Origin of the sequence: uncultured Gimesia sp. (assembly GCF_937910335.1) — a bacterium.
Taxonomy (GTDB): domain Bacteria; phylum Planctomycetota; class Planctomycetia; order Planctomycetales; family Planctomycetaceae; genus Gimesia.
In genome coordinates, this window is record NZ_CALEMX010000484.1 from 1 (window position 1) to 7280 (window position 7280).

Sequence of the window (7280 nt, forward strand, 5' to 3'; positions counted from 1 at the left end):
ATGGCGCAAATTACGTGCCAAAGCGAGGGAAGTCATCTGGGAAATGCGGGTTGAACGGAGATTGTACGATCTGCTTTGCGCATCATGACGGCGTACGCAGTCCTGGGAAGATTGATCATCTGAGTTTCTATCAGGGTCGCGCTTTCTTATTTCCGAATGACTCGCTCAAAGCAATGTTTGAACAGTCTCCTCAGAAATATGCTGATGTCGATTTAGCTTATGGCGGCAAGTGTGCTGTCTGTAAAATCGATGGCGGGAAAGAGCTCGCGGGCAAACCGGAATTCACCGCAATTTATCAGGGTTTGCGTTATCAGTTTCCCAACCAGAGTGTGTTGCAGAAGTTCCAGGAGAATCCTGAGAAATATACAGCGCAGAAAAAAATTGGACTGAAAACAAGTAGTAATACTGCTACCGAGACTAAGCTGGTTTCCGTCAAAGGGACCACTGGTTGCGCTGCCTGTGAATATGGGGTTCATCCTAAACAGGATCCTGACGAACTGGGGTTAGCTGTAAAAAGCAATGATGGTTTCATCTATGTAGTAGAAGGTGCACATGACTCACACCCCAATCTCTATAAGAGCCGCTTCCAAAGTTTGAAAGTCAGCGTTAAAGGCAAAGAAATTGCCCGTAAAGGAAAAATCGTCTGGCTCCAACCGAAATCGATAGAAACAGTTCAGTAATCATTAACTAAAAAAACCTGCCACCTTAAAGGTAGCAGGCTCATTACCTGAGAATACGCCTGGCAGCACGTTGTTCCTCTCCCTTCCAACCTAAGTTGAGGAATGCTGTCAGGTGTTTTTAATTTTAGGGTTGCAGAATATACATCGAGGGATTGGATGAAAATCGTTCTCGATTTTCTGCAGAAGTGAAAAAAACCAGTTTCTCACTATACACGCCACCTGCTTGAGGGTTACCCTCAACAGCCTGATTCTTTTCCATCCGAGACACGCGGCAGTTTCCTTCAAAGGCAGGCCAGTAGCGATCCGGGTCAGAATCAAATTGCTTTTTATGTCCCGCGGAAGAAAAGCAGACTTTGCGTCCATTGTATTCTGTATGAAATTTCGATTCACCTTTCACAATTAGTTGATCATCCAGCATACTGACTAGACAAACTCCCTTGAATGCAAATTCGGGGGCAACCTGCTTTCGACTGATTTTTTGAATCGCTGGTCTCGAACGCGCTGGAACTGGTTGCTCATGTTTTGCAACACAAATCTTATTCAAATGTCCTTCCATCTCATGAGCGGCGACATAGCCAGAGATCTTCTTCACGATTTTCAGCTGCGGTGTGATAATCACAGTCATGGGTAATCCGGACACACCAATGGCTTCTACCAATTCTGTACTCTCATCAGCATCCACATGAATCGGAACAAAACAGGAGTTAATATGCTTGACCACTTTGGCGTCCTTGAACGTTTCTCTCTCCATTTTGTGACAAAATCCGCACCAGGAAGCGCCAATTTGAATGAGCATGGCTTTATCTTCTGCTTTAGCCTGTTTTGCGGCTTGTTTTAAGTTGGTTTGCCAGCGTATTTCCTCTCCCTGAACAGGGTTGGATAGTGAAGATATTGATATCAAACAGATTGAAAAAAGAAGAAGGTTAAGTAGTCTCATAATTATCCCTCAGGAAAAGGCCCAAAAATCTGACACGGTTTACCTATCGGTATTATTTGACGGTGTGTTCAGTTTGCAGGAATATTCTAGTTTAGATTTATGTAATTGATTTGTGGCTTGGAACGATTAGAGAAAGAAGGTAGCGAAGGAGATTAGTGCAGATTCCCTATACTTCCTGTGTTGACGGGAGGTGAATTACTGGCCTAAACCATTCCTCCCTTTGGTTTTGACTCACATCGATCATCGAGAACACTTTCCTGCCTCCTGATTTGGGATGGCTAAATGGAACACTTCTCAACATGATTTAGAGAACTGTTTCCAGCCCGATCTGATTCTTGTGACTTTCACTGAAATGTGAGCTCCATTTGTCTCTGAATTCATTATCGAACGACCTGAGCATCGAATCTGTGAGTTAACGTACATCCCCAGAGAATGGCCGGGTAATCCAAGAGTCAATTTGATGGAAACAAAGGAAAATCACAGGACTTATCAAAACAGACCAGTTGAAAAAGAAGTGATGTTTTTTAGTGAATTCAAGATGCCGCAGTTTAATTTCAGAGGTAAATGTGAGATAACTCACAGAACAACAGAGAAGCTCTGTTTAGTCTTAAAGTCTTGTCTAAAACATCATCACATACTCAATTGAATCTCTGAGGAACTCAATGAAACGTCCTGAAATGAATCGCCGTGATTTTAATCGACTGACATTTGCAGCTTTCGGCGGAATGGTAGCTGGCTCCACCATGTATGGTTGTCAGTCCAAAACGCCACCCGCTCCAGTAACTCCTCCAGCAGGCGAACCAGAGGCTGGCAGTACTACGAAGGATGACCACGATCATGCAGAAGGAGACAAAGATGTCAGTCTCTTGATGTCCGAACCACATGTCTGTCGTGGCTTAAACACCTGTAAAGGAAAGCATGGCGGCGCCGAAAATGATTGCGCCGGGTTGGGTGCCTGCGCTTCAGTCGCAGCACACACCTGTTCTGGTGCCAATGAATGTAAAGGCCAGGGTGGCTGTGGTACGAATCCCGGTATGAATTCCTGTAAGGGCAAGGGGGGCTGTAGTGTGCCTTTGATGGAAGACGCCTGGAAACTGGCCCGCGTAGAATTTGAAAAATCAATGGACAAAGCAGGTAAAAAAGTAGGTCCCGCACCTGCCGCTAAAAAATAATAGATTCAACTTGTAGCAATAAAGTCCAGGCTCCTTTATCAACCAGATTGATGGGGAGCCTGCTTTTTGTTAGGAGTCTGAATAACAGAATCGCTTCAATTTTATTAAGAAGTCGTTCACGATCAAAGGGGAATAGCAACCTATGTTAAAACCACGTCTCGGCCATGAAAATCTGGGTTTGGGGGTGGGCTTGCGAACCGTGCATTTTCCTCATATTCTGGAACACCAGCCAGAGGTTGACTGGTTTGAAATCATCTCAGAAAACTTCATGGACTCTGCTGGCAGACCCAGACATGTCTTGGAGCAGATCGCGGATCGATATCCCGTTGTCATGCACGGTGTTTCGCTTTCAATTGGAAGTACAGACCCACTCAATCGCGAGTATCTGAAAAAATTGAAAACACTGGCGGAGTCAATCAACGCGCGTTGGATTTCCGATCACGTCTGCTGGACCGGTGTCGCGGGACGCAATACACATGATCTCCTGCCAATTCCCTATAATGAAAATACATTGACCCATCTGGTAAAACGCATTCGCATCGTTCAGGATATTCTGGAGCGTCCTCTCGTTCTGGAAAATCCAAGCAGCTATCTGGAATTTCAAGATAGTACCATGTCAGAATCTGAATTTGTCTGCCGCATGGCGGAAGAAGCTGATTGTGGCTTACTGCTGGATGTCAATAATGTCTATGTCTCCAGCGTGAATCATGAATTCGATCCCGTGAAATACATTGAAATGATCCCAGCTGAACGTGTAGTGCAATGTCATCTGGCAGGCCACACGAACTGTGGCACTCACTTAATTGATACCCATAATGGGCAGGTCATAGATCCGGTCTGGAACCTCTTTCAATTAATGCATCAGCGCACAGGAGGCGTGGCCACATTACTTGAATGGGATGCGGATATTCCTCCCTTTCCTGTTGTGCATGCAGAAGTACTCAAAGCAAGAAAATATATGGATGAGAATTTACCTGTGCGAAATCAAGCGAATTTGGAAGAGACGGTCACAAATCCTTCCTCAGCGGCAATTCCTCATCCGGCCTCGTTTATTGTAGCAGAAGTCGAATGAGCAACGAATCGCGCAATCTGGACCAACTCCAACGCTGGATGCAAACCGTCATCAGTTGGCCCGGCGGAGTCGAAGCGGGCATCGACTCTGAAGCGGCACAATCTGAGATCCCACTCGAAAGAAGCGAGTTAGAAACAGTCGTTACTGCCTCCAGCAGACAAACAAGTCTGGAAAGAATGGGAATCTATGCGAACGCATATTATGCCCGCCTGCTGGAATGTTTAAGCGAGGAATATCCGGCGCTCGTGAGTGCGATGGGAAAGACGGCCTTTGGGGCCTTTAGCATGGAATATCTTCAGGAATTTCACCCCACAAGTTACACACTCTGCGATTTAGGGGCGCACTTTCCTCAGTTTTTAACAGAACATAAACCTCCCGCTGAGGAGAATGAATTCAACTGGACTGACTTTCTGATCGAGATTGCTACCCTGGAACGTGTTTATAGCGAAGTCTTTGATGGTCCCGGCATTGAACAGGAAACACTTCTCACCGCGGAAGTATTGAATTCCATACAACCGGAAGAATGGCCTGAAGTAACTCTCAAAATGGCACCCTGTTTCAGATTGATGCAGTTTCAATTTCCCGTTCATGAATTTATTTCCCAGGCGAGAAAAGGAAACTCACCCCAGGTTCCGGAACAGCAGCTGACCTGCCTGGCGATCACACGCCGAAATTACATCGTGCGTCGAGAAGTGGTGTCTCAAGCGGAATATCTCCTGCTTTCAAAGCTGCAACAGGGGTTGAACGTCGGAGACGCCATCACGTGCCTCGCGGAATCAGATCTCATGGAACCAGAAGAGTTAGGTGCCAAGCTCCATGAATGGTTTAAACACTGGACGACAGCAGCGTTTTTCATTGATGTATCTAAACAGTGACGGTTGTCTGAAGGTAATATCCCACTCAGAAAGCGTCAGATTCACACCGCAATCAAGGTGCCTTGCAATCTTGCAGTCGACCACTTGCCGAACTTTGATCTGAATGACCCTGATTTGAATGTTCTCAGTTTTTTGAACAAAATCGCGCCGGTTGCGCAATATGAGAAAAATGGGGCATATGGACAGTAAATTCATGCTGTTTTTTCACGAAATGCCGTGATTTAGGAGCCATTCTAATCACAATTGAGTCTGCTTTTGAATTCCAGAGAAGTACAGCTTAAATCACCAGCACTCCCCGCATTGACACAAAATCGGCTCGGAATTACAGTCCCGACTTAGAAATTTTATTAACGGGATAAATTCCGTATTTTCATTCGTTTTCAAATGAGTTGATCTGCAGTCAGGCTGTCAGGGAGGGCGGCAATATGAAGGGCACCATAATGTGTTGCGTCGCGATGTTGCCGGCTTTGGAGATTGCAGGATGTACCCAACGAACATCCCTGCCTCCGGTGACGATTAATTCACCGAGGCCGATCCCGCAATATCCGGCTCAGGTTGCAAAGCCCACCCCTCAAACGCCGCTGTTTACTACGCCACCGATGGTAGCCATTGAACCGCCAAATCCCTGGAAGCCCGAAGCGGAATTACGTGACTGGAAATATATTGTGATTCATCACACCGCTTCAACCACCGGTAGTGTGGAAAGCATTCACGATCTTCATAGCAAGAAAAAAGACAAGTCCGGCAACTCCTGGCTAGGCATTGGTTATCACTTCGTCATTGGAAATGGAAATGGCATGCCCGATGGCGACATTGAGCCCACATTTCGCTGGCGCGAACAGATGCACGGTGCGCATGCGGGAGCTAAGGAGTTCAACCAGAAAGGGATTGGTGTTTGTCTGGTGGGAAATTTTGAAAAGAAGCCTCCCACCGAAGCACAGTTAGTAGCCGTCAAGAAACTGGTGGGAATTCTCAAAGCAGAATACAAAATTGCTGGCGAAAATGTACAAGGACATCGCGATGTGAAAGCAACCGCCTGTCCTGGAAAATACTTCCCCATGTCTGAAGTCGCTGCTGCGGTTGACCTGCCTGTATTCGGAGCCATATCCCCACAAAAGCCAGATCAACCCAGAATTATTGAGCTGGCTCAGGAATAAAAAAACAACGATAACGCCCCACATTTAAGACTTACCTCAGATTCACGCACTGAAAGAAAAACGACAATGGATTATTTGCAGCGTCTTAAATGGATTGAAAAAGTATTCCACGAAGAGAGAGCGGGGAATACGCAATCCCCTCCCACGGACAGAATAAAGGATGCACTCGCTACATCAGACACTCCAGTCAACTTACCTGTGAAACATGTCTCCTTATTTCGTCCGGAACACTACGAACCCGGCTATGCTTATCCGCTGGTCATCTGGCTGCATTCAGACGGTGGTTCTGAACACGATTTACATGAAGTAATGCCGCAGATCAGCCTGCGAAATTATCTGGGACTCTCATTTCGCGCTCCCGCAATAGACCCTGCAGATCCTGCTGGCGGATATCATTGGCCCGACAGTCAGCTGTACGTGAAACAGTTTGTGGACACGATCCAACAGACGGTTCAGGAGCTCAAAAAAGTTCTCAATATCCATGAGAGACGAATCTATCTCGTGGGAACAGGCACCGGTTGTTCTGTTGCCACAAAACTGCTGATGTTAGCCCCCCATTTTTTTGCGGGAGCCGCTTTATTTAACGGCTGCTTCAAGAAAACTGATTTTCAAAGTACGGGCAACGTCAACCTGCAAGGCAAACGGGTTCTATTAGATCATCGTATCTCCATCAAATCAGACAGCCTCATTTCGTCCCAATGGGTGACACGCATGTGGGAAACCACCGGTTCAGATACACGAATAGTGAATGCGCTGGAAGCCGAGACACACGATGAATCTGAATTGCTGATCACGCTCGATCGATGGATCATGGAAGGTATTTCGACGGCCTGGCTCGTCTGAAACCTCTCAGACTCTGCTTTTTAGACTCTGCGTTGCGGTGTACATGTACAGTTTTAATTACGACGATTAATCTGTTTATGCAGAAGTTTCCTGTTGTGATGCCCTTGATCAGACCGATGAATAAAGCGGAATCCTGAATAATTTAGGTTTTCATTCGCTAATAAAACGACCCCAGCGGGGTTGATCGCTTTATTCTACTGACTGGCAAGGAGAGAACTATGATGGTGCGGCGTCTCATGCTCGCAGGGTTGTTCCTGTTTGTGGTTGGGTTGGCCACGTCTACTTTTTCGCCTTCCGATGCAATGGCAGCCGGTCGCGGACAACCTACAGACTGGAACCGATTTTACCACTACCCCTATGTCTATTATCCCCAAAACTTCCAGAGACCACAGGGGAGCTATGACAATCTGTATTACCGGTATCCTCAAAATCGAAGAATTCCTGTATACAACCAGAATTGGCACAACTTTTATCCCAGCGAACGTCCCTACCACAAAGGAAATCACTTCTTCCTGGACGTGTTTTAAAATAATGCAGACAAAGC

General features: G+C 46.3%; 7 protein-coding genes and 1 pseudogene. 7 read left to right on the forward strand and 1 reads right to left on the reverse strand.

Annotated features, from left to right (window positions below):
- Nucleotides 1-680: pseudogene (locus Q0668_RS19605) on the forward strand (hypothetical protein); the annotation flags it as partial.
- Nucleotides 681-804: 124 nt separating this feature from the next.
- On the opposite strand, the gene Q0668_RS19610 reads toward Q0668_RS19605, so the two are convergent.
- The gene (locus Q0668_RS19610) at nt 805-1617 is read right to left on the reverse strand and encodes a DUF255 domain-containing protein (protein WP_298867751.1); all 813 of its coding nucleotides are present in this window, start codon (nt 1615-1617) and stop codon (nt 805-807) included.
- 662 nt (nt 1618-2279) lie between these two features.
- On the opposite strand from Q0668_RS19610, the gene Q0668_RS19615 reads away from it, so the two are divergent.
- The 6 genes from Q0668_RS19615 to Q0668_RS19640 all read left to right on the forward strand — a co-directional run bounded on the left by Q0668_RS19615 (nt 2280) and on the right by Q0668_RS19640 (nt 7263).
- On the forward strand, nt 2280-2789 hold the full coding sequence (locus Q0668_RS19615; RefSeq protein WP_298867752.1) for a hypothetical protein: 510 nt from the start codon (nt 2280-2282) through the stop codon (nt 2787-2789).
- 142 nt (nt 2790-2931) lie between these two features.
- Nucleotides 2932-3861 carry a DUF692 domain-containing protein gene (locus Q0668_RS19620; RefSeq protein ID WP_298867753.1) on the forward strand — a complete coding sequence of 310 codons (930 nt, stop codon included), beginning with the start codon at nt 2932-2934 and terminating at the stop codon, nt 3859-3861.
- Complete coding sequence (locus tag Q0668_RS19625; RefSeq protein WP_298867754.1) at nt 3858-4736, forward strand: DNA-binding domain-containing protein; 879 nt, start codon at nt 3858-3860, stop codon at nt 4734-4736. The genes Q0668_RS19620 and Q0668_RS19625 overlap by 4 nt, the downstream gene beginning before the upstream one ends.
- A 425-nt stretch (nt 4737-5161) precedes the next feature.
- Nucleotides 5162-5893: a peptidoglycan recognition family protein gene (locus tag Q0668_RS19630; protein WP_298867755.1), complete on the forward strand. Its 732-nt coding sequence runs from the start codon at nt 5162-5164 to the stop codon at nt 5891-5893.
- 66 nt (nt 5894-5959) lie between these two features.
- Nucleotides 5960-6736, forward strand: a complete 777-nt coding sequence (locus Q0668_RS19635) for a hypothetical protein (protein ID WP_298867756.1) — start codon at nt 5960-5962, stop codon at nt 6734-6736.
- A gap of 221 nt (nt 6737-6957) precedes the next feature.
- A complete protein-coding gene (locus Q0668_RS19640) occupies nt 6958-7263 on the forward strand; it encodes a hypothetical protein (RefSeq protein ID WP_366918967.1) in 306 nt (101 codons plus the stop codon).
- Nucleotides 7264-7280 lie beyond the last annotated feature (17 nt).